Here is a 16,432-nt window from a genome sequence, read left to right as displayed (position 1 = left end):
CCCTTCACATGAGGACTTAAAACTAATTTTTCAAATAATAACAAATTAAAACACAGATCACACTTAGCCTTACACAAGAGGCATCCATTAAATGTTACTTACAAAAATATGACATAGATCTCACCAAGTCAATATATAGAGTAAAAACACTAGAAAACAACCCATAACCGTTAATTATCAATAAGTTAATTAAATTAAAAATACAAAAATTAAAACCATGCCAAATTCATCTGGTCTGAACAGATCATAGTGGCCTCTGGGAGCATTGTATCGACCACTCACCTCGGGTAGCCTGCTCAACCATTAAACAAATTCACACGTTTTCTTTGCGGATACCGACTTGTCGTTTAGTCAGACTTTGAACAGGATTTTAATGGACATCGCCTCAACATTTGAATGCCACCGTCGCGCATGAAACACCTCCCCCACACTCGTAAGTCAACGCACTTCGAAAAACTAATTTCTATCTGGTTGCCGCCACTCAGCAACCTGAATTTTCAGCTGCGCTTCCCTAAGTCTGTTTCAGATTTTCTTTCTATAGCTTTAAAAGCGCAGCCTCAAAACACGACATCACTTTCTGTGATTTCTAGTGGAGACTCATAATGAGCCAACCCGAGACAAATACACCGGAATCAGTCGACGATTCTCGACTGAATAAACGCCTTAAAGATATGCCTGTCGCTATCGTTGGTATGGCGAGCATGTTTGCAAACTCTCGCTACCTGAATAAATTTTGGGATCTTATCAGCGAAAAGATCGATGCGATTACTGAAGTACCAGATACGCACTGGCGTCCAGAAGATTACTACGATTCAGATCGTACTACGCCAGACAAGTCTTACTGTAAGCGCGGTGGTTTCATCCCAGAAGTAGACTTCAACCCTATGGAGTTCGGTCTTCCGCCAAATATCCTAGAACTGACTGATACTTCACAGCTGCTTTCTTTGATCGTTGCAAAAGAAGTACTTGAAGATGCCAAGCTGCCTGAAGGCTACGATCGCGATAAGATCGGTATCACGCTCGGTGTTGGTGGTGGTCAAAAGATCGCTCAAAGCCTAAATGCTCGTCTTCAATACCCTGTTTTGAAAAAAGTCTTCAAGAGCAGTGGTATCAGCGACGACGACAGCGAAATGCTGATCAAAAAATTCCAAGACCAATACATCCACTGGGAAGAGAACTCATTCCCTGGTTCATTGGGTAACGTAATTTCAGGTCGTATTGCTAACCGCTTTGACCTTGGTGGCATCAACTGTGTAGTAGATGCTGCGTGTGCAGGCTCTCTAGCCGCAATGCGTATGGCTCTAAGTGAGCTGGTTGAAGGCCGCAGTGAAATGATGATCACAGGTGGTGTGTGTACTGATAACTCACCAACCATGTACATGAGCTTCTCTAAAACACCTGCGTTTACCACCAATGAAACCATTCAACCTTTCGACATCGACTCAAAAGGCATGATGATTGGTGAAGGCATCGGCATGGTTGCTCTTAAGCGTCTTGAAGATGCAGAGCGCGACGGCGACAGAATCTACTCAGTGATAAAAGGTGTCGGTTCTTCTTCGGATGGTAAGTTCAAGAGTATTTACGCACCTCGCCCTGAAGGACAAGCAAAAGCACTAAAACGTGCTTACGATGATGCTGGTTTCGCACCGCACACACTTGGCCTTTTAGAAGCGCACGGTACAGGTACTGCAGCGGGCGATGTGGCTGAATTTGGTGGCTTAAACTCGGTATTCAGTGAGAACAATGAAGAGAAGCAACACATTGCATTAGGCTCTGTGAAATCTCAAATTGGTCACACTAAATCAACCGCGGGTACTGCAGGTTTAATCAAAGCTGCATTAGCACTGCACCACAAAGTACTGCCGCCAACGATTAACGTATCGGCTCCGAATCCTAAGTTGGATATCGAGAACTCGCCGTTCTACCTAAACACACAAACTCGTCCTTGGATGAAACGTGTCGACGGCACACCGCGCCGTGCAGGTATCAGCTCATTTGGTTTTGGTGGCACTAACTTCCACGTGGTATTGGAAGAGTACACACCTGAGCACGCTCGCGGTGACAAATACCGTCAACGCCAAGTACCGCAAACTCTGTTATTCAGTGCGGAATCTCGTCAAGCATTGATCAATGAGCTCAAGCAGGTTTCAACTCAAGCTGCAGACGCTGCGTTCAAACTGGAAGCGCTTGCTGAGCAACACGCTCTACGCGAAGTTGACGCTAAGCATGCTCGTCTTGGTTTAGTCGTGACTGACCAAGCAGATCTTTTAGCGCAACTGACTCAAGCGCTTTCTATGCTTGAGAGCCAAACAAAAACACATTGGCAGATGCCAAACGGTACTAGCTACCGTGAGTCGGCACTGATTGCAGAAAATGGTGCGGGTAAAGTAGCAGCTCTGTTTGCAGGTCAAGGTTCGCAATACCTAAACATGGGTCGCGAGCTTGCATGTCACTACCCTGAGATGCGTCAACAGCTTGCTCAAGCGGATCAAGTATTTGGTCAGCACAAGAAAACAGCTCTGTCGCAAATTCTGTTCCCAATTCCAACCTTCACACCAGAAGCAACCAAAGCGCAAGAAGCTGTGTTAACCAACACGGCTAATGCGCAAAGTGCGATTGGTACTGTGTCTATGGGTCAGTTCGACATCATGACTCAAGCTGGCTTCAAAGCCGACATGGTAGCAGGACACAGCTTTGGTGAGCTAAGTGCGCTATGTGCATCGGGTGTTATCTCGCAAGACGATTACTACCAGCTAGCTTTCGCTCGTGGCGATGCTATGGCGGCGACACCAGAACAAGGCGACAGCGGTACTATGTTTGCGGTCATCTTAGACGCAGACAAACTTCCAGCCGTTGAAAGCTGCATCAGCCAATTCGAAGGCGTGAGTATTGCCAACTACAACGCTCCAACTCAACTGGTTATTGCAGGTCCAACTGCGACGGTTCAACAAGCAGCACAAGCGCTAACAGAACAAGGCTTCAAAGCGATTACTCTGCCAGTTTCTGGCGCTTTCCACACACCGCTTGTTGCTCACGCTCAAAAACCATTTGCTGCTGCAATTGATAAAGCTTCATTCAGCGCTCCAACGCTGCCGCTTTACTCAAACGCAACAGGCAAACTTCACAGCAAAGACGCTAAAGCGATCAAGAAAGCGTTCAAGCAACACATGCTGCAATCGGTTCGTTTCAGCGAGCAAATTGAAGCGATGTATGAAGCAGGCGCGCGTGTATTCGTTGAGTTCGGTCCGAAGAACATTCTTCAAAAGCTGGTTGAGAAAACATTGGCTGATAAGAACGAAGAGCTTTACGCAATCAGCATCAACCCAAGCCCTAAAGGCGACAGTGACCAACAGCTTCGCTTAGCTGCGGTTCAACTGTGCGTGGCGGGTGTTTCATTAGACAACATTGACCCTTACCAAGCTGACATTGCTGAACCTGCGAAGGCATCACCAATGAACATCAAGCTGAATGCAACCAACTACATCAGCCCTGCTACTCGTAAGAAAATGGATCAATCATTGGCTTCGGGCAACGTCACCGAAAAGACTGAGATTGTTGAAGTGAAAGTTGAAGTCGAGAAAATCGTGGAAAAAGAAGTGATTAAAACAGAAATCGTTGAAATACCTGTGGCTGCTCCTCAAGCTTCAAATGTACAACAGTCAGTTGCTCCTGCACCAAGTGCACAAGTAGTAACAGCAGCTCAGCAGCCACAAGTGGCGCAACCTGCACCAGCGACTATCCAGCCAGCAGCTCAAGTAACGGTTGATGAGTCTTCACTGCAATCGTTCTTCAATGCTCAACAACAAGCAGCAGAAGTACATCAGCAATTCTTGGCGATTCCTCAGCAATACGGTGACACATTCAATACCCTAATGTCTGAGCAAGCGAAAATGGCAACAGCAGGCGTAGCAATTCCTGAGAACCTGCAACGTTCTATGGAAATGTTCCACCAGCACCAAGCTGAAACGCTAAAAGCTCACGCTCATTACCTAGAGATGCAAGCACACAGCAACAACTCAGCACTTAATATGCTGACGCAAGGTTCAGTACAAACGGCACAACCAACCTTCGTTGCTTCTGTAAATGCTCAGCCTGCGATTCAAGCGACTCCAACAACTATCGTTCAACAGCCTGTAGCTCAAGTACAATCGACTTCTGTACAAGCAGCACCTGTTCAAAATGCGGTAGCTCAGAAAGCTCCTGCACCGCAAGTAGCGGCTCAAGCGGCAGCGCCTGTTGCAGCCCAACCTGTACCAGTTAAAGCACAACCAGCTCCTGTAGCTGCACCAGTAGCAGTACAATCAGCAGATGCTGAAAAAGTGATGCTAGAAGTGGTCGCTGAGAAAACGGGTTACCCAACGGAAATGCTTGATCTAGAAATGGACATGGAAGCAGACCTTGGTATCGACTCAATCAAGCGCGTAGAGATCCTTGGTACCGTTCAAGACGAAATGCCAAACCTACCTGAGCTGAACCCTGAAGATTTAGCTGAGTGTCGTACTCTTGGCGAAATCGTCGAGTACATGAACAGTAAAAGCATGAACAGCAAGATGCCAGCATCAGCGCCTGTGTCAGCACAGCCAAGCGCAACTGCTCCTGTTCAAGCCGCTAACGGTCTTGATGCGAAAGTCGTTCAACAAACCATGCTAGAAGTGGTTGCTGAGAAGACAGGTTACCCAACGGAAATGCTTGATCTAGAAATGGATATGGAAGCAGACCTTGGCATCGACTCAATCAAACGTGTTGAGATTCTTGGTACGGTTCAAGATGAACTGCCTACTCTTCCAGAGCTAAACCCTGAAGACTTAGCTGAGTGTCGTACTCTTGGCGAAATCGTTGCTTACATGAACAGCAAGCTTCCAACTTCGGCACCAGTAATCGCTCAAACTGCAGCAACTTCAGTTCAAGCAGCTAGCAGTTTAGATGCAGCTGTAGTTCAGAAAACCATGTTAGAAGTGGTAGCAGAGAAGACGGGCTACCCAACTGAAATGCTAGACCTAGCAATGGACATGGAAGCTGACCTTGGTATCGACTCAATCAAGCGTGTTGAAATTCTAGGTACGGTTCAAGACGAACTACCGACTCTTCCAGAGCTAAACCCTGAAGATCTCGCTGAGTGTCGTACTCTAGGCGAGATCGTCGACTATATGAACAGTAAGCTTCCGGTGTCTGCTCCAGTAGCAACTCAAGCATCTGCACCAGTACAAGCAGTATCAAACGGTTTAAACGCAGAACAAGTTCAAAGCACAATGTTGAGCGTAGTCGCGGATAAAACGGGCTACCCAACAGAGATGCTAGACCTAGCAATGGACATGGAAGCAGACCTTGGCATCGACTCAATCAAACGTGTTGAGATCCTTGGAACGGTTCAAGACCAGCTACCAACATTGCCAGAGCTGAACCCTGAAGATCTAGCTGAGTGTCGTACTCTGGGTGAAATTGTTGACTACATGAACAGCAAGTTAGCTCCTAGTTCGGAAACTGCGACAGTAGCAGCTACAGCCGCTGTAGAAAGCGCGAGCAACGACCTAAATCCTGCTCACGTTCAATCAACCATGATGGAAGTGGTTGCCGACAAAACAGGTTACCCAGCAGAAATGCTCGACCTAGCGATGGATATGGAAGCTGACCTTGGCATCGACTCTATCAAACGCGTTGAAATTCTAGGTACAGTTCAAGACCAGCTACCAACGCTGCCAGAACTAAACCCTGAAGACCTAGCTGAGTGTCGTACGCTTGGTGAAATCGTTACCTACATGCAAAGCAAGCTATCCGCAGCTGCACCTGTAGCGACTGCTAAAGTTGAATCAGTAACGCCTATCGCAGAAACAGCGACAGCGGAACTTCCTCCACACAATGAGGTAGCGCTAAAAAAGCTACCAGCGGCAGATAAACTCGTCGATTGTTTCTCAAAAGACGCTTGTGTCGTGATCACAGATGATGGTCACAACGCTGGTGTTCTAGCAGAAAAGTTGACCGCTAACGGCATTCAAGTTGCTGTAGTGCGTAGTGCTCTTTCTGCCGCGTCACCTTTAAACAGTGAAATCGCAAGCTACACACTCAACAGCGTCGATGATGCTGGTGTGACAGCTGTGATTAACGACATCGAAGCAGACCTTAAAACGTCGAACAAAGTGATTGCTGGCTTCATTCATTTACAAGCTATCGTTGATGCGAAACAAAGCAACGAGCAAGCGGTTAACTTGAATGCAGACTCAAGAGCTTCACTAACCACAGCGTTCTTATTCGCGAAGCACCTAAATGGTCAGCTAAATACCGTTTCTGGTCGCAGCGTGTTCTTCACGCTAAGCCGTATCGATGGTGGCTTTGGTTACCTAGATACTAAGCAATTAGCGAACGCAGAACTTAACCAAGCCGCGCTGTCTGGTCTAACTAAGACACTAAGCCATGAATGGTCAAACGTGTTCTGCCGCGCATTGGATGCTGGCGCTTCTATTGATGCTCGTCACCTAGCTGAAGCTATCACAGGCGAACTGTTCGATATCGATACCAACACGGTTGAAATCGGCCTTAGCCATGCGGAAAACGGTGAATCTGGTCGTGCAACATTGATTGCTGCAACACCAGGCGCTGCACAAACCAAAAACACAGGCGCTCAACTCACCAAGAACGACAAAGTTCTCGTGACAGGTGGCGCTAAAGGCGTAACGTTTGAATGTGCACTGACGCTTGCTAAGCAATGCAAATCTCACTTCATTCTTGCAGGTCGTAGTAAGCATATTACTTCAGCTGAGCTACCTCAGTGGGCACAAGGCAAACAAGAGAAAGAGCTAAAACCAGCGGCTATTGCTCACCTACAAGCAACAGGTGACAAACCAACGCCAAAGAAAGTTGATGCCTTACTAAAACCAGTATTGAGCAGCCTTGAAATCAACGCAGCACTTGCCGCTTTCAACGAGATTGGCGCAAGCGCTGAGTACCTAAGCCTAGATGTGTCGAACCATGAGTCAGTAGCGAAGACGCTGGCGAATTTCGACGGCATCACGGGTCTTATCCACGGCGCAGGCGTACTGGCTGACAAACACATTCAAGACAAAACACTTGATGAACTGAACATGGTTTACGGCACGAAAGTGGGCGGACTAGAAGCGGTTCTTGGTGGTCTTAATAGCAGCAAGCTAAAACTGATTGCGATGTTCTCTTCGGCGGCGGGCTTCTACGGAAACACAGGCCAAAGCGATTACTCGATGTCTAACGAGATCCTAAACAAAGCGGCTCTACAATTGTCTGCGCGTAACCCTCAAGCGAAAGTGATGAGCTTCAACTGGGGACCGTGGGACGGTGGCATGGTCAACGCAGCACTGAAACGTATGTTCACAGAGCGCGGCGTGTACGTAATTCCTCTTCAGGCAGGTGCAGAGCTGTTTAGTTCTCAACTACTAAACGAAACTGGCATTCAACTGCTGGTTGGTACGAGCATGCAAGGTTCTGACAACAAGGAAGCTGCTGTAAAAAAGCTTAATGCGGAGTCTGTGCATCTTGCAAAGAGTCCGCTGAATACAAGCATCACTGTGACACGTCATCTTGATCCTAAGGCTTTGCCTTTCATTCAAGATCACTGCATTGCCGGTAACCCAGTGTTACCGACAGTGTGTGCCATCCAATGGATGCGTGAAGTGGCAGAGCAACTGTTAGGGGTGAACGTTAGCGTTCACAACTACAAACTGCTTAAGGGTGTGATTTTTGATACTGATGAAGTGCAAGAGCTAAAACTGGTTCTTTCTTCTGATGCTAAATCAAAAGATCAGCTAAAAGCGGTGATCAGTTGCCAAGGGCGACCACAGTATCAAGCTCAGTTGCAAGTTGCCTCTGTGCAAGTGTCTGAAGATGTTCAACAAGCGTCAGTAAAACGCTTTGAGGCCAACACTTCAGCACCTGTAACAACGGCACAAGCTCTATACAGTGACGGCACTCTGTTTCACGGACCAAGACTGCAAGGTATTACCTCAGTCGAACGCTTTGACGACTTAGGTTTATTGGCTCAATGCCTGTTGCCTCAGATTGAAAACAGCGACTGTGGAGTATTTATTCCTAAGCAAGGCTTTGGCGATAGCCAGCCATTTGCCGAAGATTATCTGTTGCAAGCCATGTTGGTATGGGCTCGATTGAAATACGGCGCGGCAAGTTTACCGTCTGCAATCGGTGAGTTTATTTGTTACGCACCAATGCACAATGGTGACCAAGGTTGGCTAGAGCTGAACGTGATAAAAAGCACGGCTCGTTCGCTGCAAGCTGATATCTCGCTTTACCACCAAGATGGTCGTTTAAGTGCGGTAATGAAAGGTGCCAAAGTCACCATCAGCAAGAGCTTAAACGATGCATTTTTGCCGAAATCTCGCTCAGCAATATCAAAGAAAGAGGCGACTAAAAACGCAGAAAAGGAGCAATTGTCATAGTGACTGTTCCTACTAATAAAGCGATGCCATTGCGCATCGCTCTTTTAGCTCAGCTAGCAAACGCGGCTGAGCTTTCTGCCGACTTATTCCCCTCACTCCCAAACATAATGACTGTTGTGGTTGATGGCAATTTTAATCAAGCACTTACTCACGCCATCGAGACAGTCAGTCAAGGTGGTGTGGTTAAGCTTTGTTTGGATTCTCACTCACCATCATTGTTGATGCTGAGTGCACTGACCGCGGCTCAAAGCAAGATTCATCCACACGCTTATCTAGCGGGTTTTGTAGATACAGCTACCGGAGATAGCATTCAGCTAGCTCTGGATATTGCGCGCCGCCCCGCTTCAGACTTAAACCATCAACAACAATACTCTGCCCTATCTGCTTCGCAGCAGTTTGATGAATTGTTGAATATGGTTAATGCAATATCGAGCCGTTCATTACCGAGCGATTCATTACCGAGCCATTATTGGTTCACTGAGCCGAACAAAGCACGTGTTGCTGCGTTAACTTTCAGTGACGATAGCCAAAACGCCACCAGCCTGATATTGACCCAAGCGACCGGTTTGCAAGAACCAAAACCCTTGCTATCTAGCGAGCGTTTGATGTTTGTGGTTTCTGGCAATGACCAAGCTGAATTAGTTTCTCAGCTAGCTTCACTAAGAGCAGAGCTTAAATGCGTTAGTGATTCGGCGGACAGCGAACTTGCTATCACCACCTTGATGCATTCAAACCTATGCCACTTTCAAAGCGTTCTGCACAATGCTGGCCTTAGCGCGAACATCGTGATTCAAGCAGCTTCAATTGATGCTGCACTACAAGAGATCACAGCGCTAGAAAATGCGTTGCCAAAAGTAATGGCAGACAATAGCCACTACAAAACGCCTGCGGGCAGTTGTTTCTCACCGAAGCCTCAAAGCAAAGGTGGCGTTGCATTTGTTTACCCTGGTGTTGGCACGGTTTATCCCGGTATGTTGCGCGAATTTCACCACCATTTCCCACAGTTATTTGCCCGCTTAGAGCGCGAAGGTAACTTGAAAGAGATGCTACAGGCTGAAAAAACCTATGCTGACGATGCGCAAGAAATGTCGCTCAGTGAATTGGCCATTGCAGGTGTGGGCAGTAGTTATCTGTTAACACAACTGCTATGTGATGAATTCAAAGTGCAACCAGATTTCGCCTTGGGTTACTCCAAGGGTGAAGCCTCCATGTGGGCCAGCTTAAATGTTTGGAAAAATCCACATGCGCTGATTGAGATGACTCAAACCAGTCCTATCTTCACGACGGCTATTTCTGGCGAACTCACCGCAGTGCGTCAAGATTGGCAGCTGAACGGCGACGAAAGCATCCAATGGAATAGCTTTGTGGTTCGCAGTGATGCACAAGCGATTGAGGCTCTGTTACCAGAATTCCCACGCGCTTACCTCGCTATCATCCAAGGTGACACTTGCGTACTGGCAGGTTGTGAAAGCACATGTCGTGCATTGCTCAAGAAACTGGGTAAACGTGGCATTGCCGCGAACCGTGTTACTGCAATGCACACCACACCAGCACTAAGCCAGCATAGCCAAGTACGCGATTTTTACACACAACCACTGTTCGACGAGTTGCCAAAGCATATCCGCTTTATCAGCGCAGCAGGTCTACCGACTGGCGCACCAATCAATATCGACAGTGACAGCATCGCCCTTTCGATTGCCGACACTTTCTGTTCAACGCTGGATTTCACCGCGTTGATCCAGAGTGCGCGTCAACAAGGTGCTCGTCTGTTTGTAGAAGTAGGTGCCGATCGTCAAACCAGCACATTGATCGACAAGATCAATCGTAGCGACAACGTAGCAGACCAGTACTGCACAATCGCTTCCAATGCCAAAGGCGGTGACGATGTTGTCACGCTCATCAAATGCATTGGTCAGCTCATTACTCATCAAATTCCACTGTCTGTCGAGCCACTTATTCAAGGGCTAAAACAACAGATCACCACCGCTAAGCAATTAAGTGGTGTGTCTCAAGGCAGCGCAGTGAATCATCAAGGAGAGCTAGTATGAGTTCTCAATCGAAACCATCTCAATATAAATATCAGGCTCAGAATAAGCAGCAAGTGAAGTGCAATAAGATCGCGATTGTCGGTATTGCTAACCAATACCCAGAAGCTGATACGCCAAAAGACTTTTGGCGAAACTTGCTGGATAAAAAAGATTCTCGAACCACATTAAGCGCTGAAAAGTTAGGAGCTAAACCTGAAAACTATCAGGGCGTGCAAGGTGAGTCAGACCGCTTTTACTGTGACAAAGGCGGTTACATCGAAAACTTCAATTTCGATAGCAATGGCTACCGCTTAACAGCAGAATCGTTCAACGGTGTTGACCAGAGTTTCCTATGGGCTTTGGACACGAGTCGTAAGGCGTTAATCGACGCTGGCATTGATCTGAATGCCGATGTTTTAGAGCGCACAGGCGTGATCATGGGTGCCCTTTCGTTCCCAACCACACGTTCAAACGACCTGTTTCTACCGATTTATCACTCGGTGGTCGAGAAAGCATTTAAAGATAAATTAGCTAATGACCAATTTTCATTGCTACCAACCAATGAAACCGCGCAAGACCTCAACCCTATCAATGGTGCAGCGGCACACAACGCCTCTAAGTTAGTGGCTGATGCATTGGGTTTAGGTAACGTACAACTGAGTCTAGATGCCGCATGTGCAAGCTCTGTGTATTCATTGAAGTTAGCGTGTGATTACTTGAATACAGGCAAAGCCGACATGATGTTGGCAGGCGCGGTATCCGGTGCTGACCCATTCTTTATCAATATGGGTTTTTCCATCTTCCACGCTTACCCTGATCACGGTGTGTCGGTTCCGTTTGATAGCAACAGTAAAGGTCTGTTTGCTGGCGAAGGTGCGGGGGTTTTAGTCCTAAAACGCTTAGCTGATGCAGAGCGTGATGGCGACAATATTTACGCAGTCGTCAGCGGTATTGGCTTGTCGAACGATGGCCGAGGCCAGTTCGTATTAAGCCCAAACAGCAAAGGACAAGTCCAAGCCTTTGAACGCGCTTACGAGGCTTCGAACTTATCACCAGACAGCATTGAAGTGATTGAGTGTCACGCAACCGGTACACCATTAGGTGACAAGGTTGAGTTAACCTCAATGGAGCGTTTCTTTGCTGACAAATTGAATGGTTCGAACCCGCCATTGATTGGCTCTGCGAAGTCCAACCTCGGTCACTTGCTGACTGCGGCGGGTATGCCAGGGATCATGAAAATGATCTTTGCGATGAAAGAAGGTGTGCTTCCGCCAAGTATTAACTTGGATAAGCCACTATCGTCGCCAGAAGGTTTATTTGGCTCACAGACTCTGCCAACACAGGTTCAATCTTGGCCAAGTAAAGCGGGCAACTCAGAGCGCTGTGCGGGTGTTTCTGTCTTTGGTTTCGGTGGCTGTAACGCTCACTTACTGCTTGAAGCGTATTCAGACACCAGTCATGTAAACCCGACTCAAGAGTCAGCGTCTCCAAGCCTACAACCATCTAATTTAAGCATTACTGGTCTAGCGTCTCACTTTGGTTCTCTGCAGAGCATCAACGCGCTAAGCACTGCGATTGAGACCAACAATGATGCTTTCATTGCCTTGCCTAAGAAGCGCTGGAAAGGCTTAGACCAACATCCAGAACTACTGAATCAGTTTGGTTTACACGGTATTCCAAATGGCGCGTACATCGATCAATTCGATCTCGATTTCCTGCGCTTCAAAGTGCCGCCAAATGAAGATGACCGTTTGATCTCTCAGCAGTTGCTACTGATGAAAGTTGCAGACGAAGCCATCAAAGATGCCAAGCTTGTTGCAGGCCAAAAGGTTGCGGTTTTAGTTGCGATGGAAACAGAGCTTGAGATGCACCAATTCCGTGGACGCGTAAACCTGCATAGCCAATTGGCTGACAGCTTTGCCAACATGGGTATCGAACTAACTCAAGACGAATACCAAGCGCTAGAAACCATCGCGATGGACAGTGTGATGGACGCAGCCAAGCTGAACCAATACACCAGTTTCATCGGCAATATCATGGCTTCGCGTATCTCTTCATTGTGGGACTTTAATGGCCCTGCCTTTACGATTTCAGCTGCTGAACAGTCGGTTGCTCGTTGTATTGATGTTGCACAAAACTTGATGTCACAAGAATCGATGGATGCCGTTGTGATTGCAGCCGTCGACCTAAGCGGCAGTGCAGAACATGTGATTCTGAAGAACAGCGTAAGCCCAGTGACGCTAGCTCCAAAATTCGGACAGCTGCAAGATGGCAGTTGGAATGTCGGTGAAGGTGCAGGTGCGATTGTTCTTGTTGAAGAAAACCAAGTAGCGAGCAACCAAGATGCGGCTTACGGCAGCATCAACGCCTTAGCTTTTGGTTCAAGCGAGAATAACAACGCCGTTGTTGATGAGTTACTGACTCAAGTCGGTATGAGCTCGAACGATGTTTCTCTGCTTGAGCTTAACCATGCACCAGAATCTTCATCTCATCAGTTTTCGTCTCTAAGTTTAGGGAACACAAAGACTACTCAAGCAAGTCAACGTGTGGGTCATTGCTCTGCTGCTTCTGGTATGGCAAGCCTGCTACACGGTCTGCTCAACCTGAACCTTGCACCTCTGAATCCGAATGTCAGTTCTAAGAGCGCGATTGTTGCCAACATCAGCGAAGGACAATGTTCACAGCTGCTACTAAGCCAATCGAGTGTTGAATCTCAATCACTTTCCGTTCGTTTAAGCAATGAACTGGCGAGCGATGCTAAACGTCAATTAGTTAAGCAAGTGACTCTTGGTGGTCGTGATATCTATCAACATATTGCCCAAACCCCAGTGACCAACTTGGCAACGATTCAACAGAAAGCTTCTGGTAAACAAGCAGCAAGAGTGGCGTCGGTTCCAACGACAGCAAGCATTCAAGCAGCCCTTGCACAAAAAGAGTTAGAGAAGAATGCATTAGCGCAAAACGCGATAGAGCCAGTCATCGAAACTCCTACATCAGTATCCCCTACTCTGGCGCCAACTCGCCACAGTCAGCTAACAGGTAACCACAGCAATATGACTCATGTCCTATCCGCTAAAAATGGCGCGTCTCAAATCGACGCAGCTTCACAGCAGCCGCAAAATCTAAGCCAAAACCAAGCTTTTGCTCAAAACCAGCAAGCGGCTCAACAGGTACACAAAGCATTCCTGCACACACGTGCCCAAGGCATGCAGATGGCTGATGCGTTATTAAAAGCACAGCTAAACGCAGTGACATCTGGTTTAGATAGCAATGCCCTGATTCAACAAACGACCAGCCAACAAACAAATAGTCAACAAACGACTGGTCAACAAACGCCAGCTCAGCCTGTTCAAGCTCAACCGGCTCAGGTTTCGTCAACGCCAGTCAACGTACTTGCGACGCCAGCACCAGTAAAACCTATCCGTAAGCCATGTATCTGGGATTACGATGATCTGGTTGAATACGCTGAAGGCGATATTGCGAACGTATTTGGCCCTGATTACGCGATCATCGATAGCTACTCGCGTCGCGTTCGCTTGCCAACCACGGACTACCTACTGGTATCTCGTGTAACCAAGCTAAACGCGACCGTTAACGAGTACAAGCCAAGCACAATGACCACAGAATACGACATCCCAGTTGATGCGCCGTATCTTGTTGATGGTCAGATCCCTTGGGCTGTTGCAGTTGAATCTGGTCAGTGTGACCTAATGCTGATCAGCTACTTAGGTATCGATTTTGAAAACAAAGGCGAGCGAGTTTATCGCCTGCTTGATTGTACGCTGACTTTCCTTGGTGACTTGCCTCGTGGTGGCGATACGCTGCGTTACGATATCTCAATCAACAACTTTGCTCGCAATGGCGACACGTTGCTGTTCTTCTTCTCGTACGAATGTTTCGTTGGCGACAAAATGATCCTGAAAATGGATAACGGCTGTGCGGGCTTCTTCACTGATGAAGAGCTAGCAGACGGCAAGGGTGTGATTCACACTGAAGACGAAATCAAGGCTCGTAAACTTGCAACTAAGCAACGCTTCGACCCTATGTTGCACTGCCCTAAAACCCAGTTTAACTACCAAGAATTGCGTCATCTACTGACTGCCAACATTGCAGAATGTTTTGGTCTAACTCACCAATCCAATAGCCACCAGCCTTCTTTATGCTTCAGCTCAGAGAAGTTCATGATGATCGAAAAGGTTAGCCGTGTTGAACCGCAAGGCGGCACATGGGGACTTGGTCTGATTGAAGGTCACAAGCAGCTAGAGCCTGAGCACTGGTACTTCCCTTGTCACTTCAAAGATGACTCTGTAATGGCTGGTTCTTTGATGGCAGAAGGTTGTGGTCAACTGCTGCAGTTCTTCATGATGCACCTTGGCATGCATACGCTTGTTCAAAATGGTCGTTTCCAACCGCTTGAAAATGCCCCTCAACAAGTACGTTGCCGTGGTCAAGTTCTACCACAATCGGCAGAACTGACGTACCGCATGGAAGTGACTGAGATTGGTCTAAGCCCTCGCCCATACGCGAAAGCCAACATCGATATTTTGCTCAACGGCAAAGTGATTGTTGATTTCCAAAACTTGGGTGTGATGATCAAAGAAGACGACGAATGTACTCGTTACCTGCCTTCTTTAGAATCAGCTGTCGCGACCCCTGTTATCGAAAACTTGGACCATAAAAGCTTGGGCCATACACCAGCAGTGAACCAACAAGCTTCAGCGAATGCACCATTGATGGCTCAAATTGAAGACCTAGAAACTGCACCAAACAAAGGTGTCGTTCCTCTTCAACACGTTGAAGCTCCGGTAACGCCTGATTACCCAAATCGCACACCCGATACGGTTCCGTTCACGCCTTATCACATGTTCGAATTCGCGACTGGCGATATCGAGAAGTGTTTCGGTCCTGATTTCTCTATCTACCGTGGAATGATTCCACCACGTACTCCGTGTGGCGACCTACAGCTAACTACTCGTGTTGTTGAGATCGACGGTAAGCGTGGCGACTTCAAGAAGCCTTCATCGTGTATCGCTGAATACGAAGTGCCAGAAAATGCATGGTACTTTGATGAAAACAGCCACCACACCTTAATGCCTTACTCGGTGTTGATGGAGATTTCACTGCAGCCAAACGGCTTTATCTCTGGCTACATGGGCACAACACTTGGCTTCCCAGGTGAAGAACTGTTTTTCCGCAACCTAGATGGCAGCGGCAAAATGCTGCGCAACGTCGACTTGCGTGGCAAAACAATTACCAACGATTCTCGTCTGCTTTCAACAGTAATGATGGGCACCAACATCGTACAGAGCTTCAGCTTTGAACTGAGCACCGACGGCGTGCCGTTCTACCAAGGTACAGCGGTATTTGGTTACTTCAAGGGCGCAGCACTGAAAGATCAGCTTGGTTTGGACAACGGTAAAGTAACTCACCCTTGGCACGTTGATAACAACCGCACGCCGGATGTAAACATCAACCTACTAGACAAAACGGCGCGTTACTTCAATGCACCCGTTTCAGCTACTGGTGAAGTGCAAGAGCATTACCAACTGGCTGGCGGTCGCTTGAACTTTATCGATACGGTGCAGATCACCAGCGATGGTGGTAAAGACGGTCTGGGTTACCTATACGCTGAGCGTACGATTGACCCAAGCGATTGGTTCTTCCAGTTCCACTTCCATCAAGATCCGGTAATGCCAGGTTCTCTGGGTGTCGAAGCGATCATCGAGCTGATGCAAACCTACGCGCTAAACAAAGATCTTGGTGCTGGCTTCCGCAATCCGAAGTTTGGTCAAATCCAATCTGAAGTGAAGTGGAAATACCGTGGTCAGATTAACCCTCTAAACAAACAGATGTCTCTGGATGTACATATCACTGCGATTAAAGACGAAGACGGTAAACGTATCATCGTTGGCGACGCAAACCTGAGCAAAGATGGTCTGCGTATTTACGAAGTGAAAGACATCGCAATTTGTATCGAAGAAGCATAAG

4 protein-coding genes are annotated in these 16,432 nt (G+C 47.5%); all 4 read left to right on the top strand.

What is annotated here, in order from left to right:
- Nucleotides 1-411 precede the first annotated feature (411 nt).
- The 4 genes from AB4589_RS10620 to AB4589_RS10605 are packed head-to-tail and all read left to right on the top strand — an operon-like array spanning nt 412 to nt 16,431.
- Complete coding sequence (locus AB4589_RS10620; RefSeq protein WP_081324588.1) at nt 412-603, top strand: hypothetical protein; 192 nt, start codon at nt 412-414, stop codon at nt 601-603.
- A complete protein-coding gene (locus AB4589_RS10615) occupies nt 603-8,417 on the top strand; it encodes a phosphopantetheine-binding protein (RefSeq protein ID WP_372100368.1) in 7,815 nt (2,604 codons plus the stop codon). Before AB4589_RS10620 ends, AB4589_RS10615 begins: the two co-directional genes overlap by 1 nt.
- Nucleotides 8,417-10,465: a PfaB family protein gene (locus AB4589_RS10610; protein WP_372100366.1), complete on the top strand. Its 2,049-nt coding sequence runs from the start codon at nt 8,417-8,419 to the stop codon at nt 10,463-10,465. Before AB4589_RS10615 ends, AB4589_RS10610 begins: the two co-directional genes overlap by 1 nt.
- Nucleotides 10,462-16,431: a beta-ketoacyl synthase N-terminal-like domain-containing protein gene (locus tag AB4589_RS10605; protein ID WP_372100364.1), complete on the top strand. Its 5,970-nt coding sequence runs from the start codon at nt 10,462-10,464 to the stop codon at nt 16,429-16,431. The genes AB4589_RS10610 and AB4589_RS10605 overlap by 4 nt, the downstream gene beginning before the upstream one ends.
- Nucleotide 16,432 lies beyond the last annotated feature (1 nt).

The sequence above is a fragment of the Vibrio sp. 10N.222.49.A3 genome, assembly GCF_041475145.1.
Classification (GTDB): Bacteria; Pseudomonadota; Gammaproteobacteria; order Enterobacterales; family Vibrionaceae; genus Vibrio; species Vibrio tasmaniensis_A.
The sequence above is the reverse complement of the archived record's forward strand: the minus strand, read 5'-3'. Positions and strand labels throughout refer to the sequence as shown.

Bases quoted from the DNA above. Each gene is read 5' to 3' on its own strand.
- AB4589_RS10620 (WP_081324588.1), top strand. From the start codon at position 412: ATGAAACACCTCCCCCACACTCGTAAGTCAACGCACTTCGAAAAACTA.
- AB4589_RS10615 (WP_372100368.1), top strand. From the start codon at position 603: ATGAGCCAACCCGAGACAAATACACCGGAATCAGTCGACGATTCTCGA.
- AB4589_RS10605 (WP_372100364.1), top strand. From the start codon at position 10,462: ATGAGTTCTCAATCGAAACCATCTCAATATAAATATCAGGCTCAGAAT.